2 protein-coding genes are annotated in these 1,935 nt (G+C 73.4%); both read left to right on the top strand.

The features are described from left to right. The coding region (locus C1I97_RS36265) for an alpha-glucosidase C-terminal domain-containing protein (protein WP_181447080.1) at window positions 1–395 on the top strand (395 nt) is incomplete at its 5' end. Window positions 396–489: 94 nt separating this feature from the next. After that, entirely contained in the window at window positions 490–1,887 is a 1,398-nt protein-coding gene (locus C1I97_RS36270) for a maltokinase N-terminal cap-like domain-containing protein (RefSeq protein WP_111007160.1), read from the top strand. The last annotated feature ends 48 nt before the right edge of the window (window positions 1,888–1,935 follow it).

Consider the following 1,935-nt stretch of genomic DNA (forward strand, 5'->3'; position numbering starts at 1 on the left):
CCACGATCATGGACCCGGTCTACGGCTACCAGGTCACCAACGTCGAGGCGTCGATGTCCTCGCCGTCCTCGCTGCTGCACTGGACCCGCCGCATGATCGAGATCCGCAAGCAGAACCCCGCCTTCGGGCTCGGGTCCTACCGGGAGCTCCCCTCGTCGAACCCCGCGGTCATCGCGTTCCTCCGGGAGTACGAGGACGACCTGGTCCTGTGCGTCAACAACTTCTCCCGCTTCCCCCAGCCCACCGAGCTCGACCTGAGCGCCTTCCGCGGCCGGCACCCGGTCGAGCTGTTCGGCGGGGTGCGTTTTCCGGCCATCGGAGAGCTGCCGTACCTGCTGACCCTGGCGGGGCACGGCTTCTACTGGTTCCGGCTGCGCAAGGACGCGGCCGGCTAGCCGGACCCGGGTGGGGCGGTTTCCTCCGCCCCACCCGTGGGCACGCGTCAGTCACACCCGACCAGCGATTGGACGCGACGCCATGTCGGAAGCCATGTCGGAAGCCGTCACACGCCCTGTCACCGTCGGCGGCCCCGGTCTGCTCGCCTCACTGGAGCCGCTGCTGCGCGAGTGGATGCCGCGGCAGCGCTGGTTCGCGGGCAAGGGACGCCCGGTCACGGGCTTCTCGCTGGTCGCCGCCACCGAGCTGCTGCCGGTCGTCGACGGGAAGCTCGGCCTGTACCACCTGCTCGTCCGCGCCCACCAGCCGCTGGCGAACGTGTCGGGCGCGGAGTCGCACCCCGGCGACTGCTACCAGCTGCTCATAGGCGTGCGCGAGGCGCTGCCCCCGCGGCTGGCACCCGCGCTGATCGGCCATGTGCACGAGGGCCCGCTCGCCGGGCGCACGGTGTACGAGGCCCTGTACGACCCCCGGCCCGCCGAGGTGATCCTGGAGGCGCTGCGCACCCAGGCCCGCATCGGCGGGCTGCGTTTCGAACGGCAGGAGGAGATACGCCCCGACCTGGTCCCCCGGCTGGTGACCGCCGAGCAGTCCAACTCGTCGGTCGTCTACGGCGACACGTTCATCCTCAAACTGCTGCGCCGGGTGGTGCCCGGCGTCAACCCCGATCTGGAGCTGCCACTGGCCCTGGCCCGCGAGGGCTGCCCCCGGGTGCCGCCGCCGACGGCGTGGATGACGGCGGAGGTGGACGGCGAGCCGTACGTCCTCGGGGTGCTCCAGCCCTTCCTCCAGGGTGCCTCGGACGGCTGGGAGCTGGCGCTGCGCGAGCTGGCCAAGGGCGAGGACTTCAGCGCCGAGGCGCGGGCGCTGGGCCGCGCCACCGCCGAGGTGCACACCGCGCTGGCCCGCGCGCTGCCCACGGCCACGCTCGGCCACACCCAGATGCACTCCATGGTGGCAGGCATGACCGAGCGGCTGGAGGCGGCCGCGCAGGCGGTGCCCGCGCTGGGGCCGTACGTCCCCGGGCTGCACTCCGCGTTCGAGGCGCTGGCCGACCTGGCGGCCGAGGGCCACACCTGGACCGCCCAGCGCATCCACGGCGACCTGCACCTCGGTCAGTGCCTGCGCTCCCCCTCCGGCGAGTGGTGGCTGATCGACTTCGAGGGCGAGCCCGCCAAGCCGCTGGCCGAGCGGCGGATGGCCCAGCCGGTGGTGCGGGACGTGGCCGGGATGCTGCGCTCCTTCGACTACGCGGCGCACTCGGCGGGCGGCCCGCCGGCACCGGAGTGGGCGGCGGCCTGCCGGGCCGCGTACTGCACCGGATACGCCGAGGTCAGCGGGGTCGACCCGCGCACCGACCCGGTTCTGCTGCGCGCCTGCGAGACGGACAAGGCGATCTACGAGGCCCTCTACGAGGCCCGGCACCGGCCCGACTGGCTCCCGGTGCCGCTGTCCGCGGTGCGTCGCCTGGCCGGCCCCGACTCCGTCTGAATCCCACCCACCGCACCTGACCTGCGCCGAGGAGGCCCCTCCCGTGAC

This window comes from Streptomyces sp. NTH33, assembly GCF_003236365.1.
Classification (GTDB): Bacteria; Actinomycetota; Actinomycetes; order Streptomycetales; family Streptomycetaceae; genus Streptomyces.

Excerpts from the sequence above, each read along its gene's own strand:
- C1I97_RS36270 (WP_111007160.1), top strand. The coding sequence starts at position 490 with ATGTCGGAAGCCGTCACACGCCCTGTCACCGTCGGCGGCCCCGGTCTG.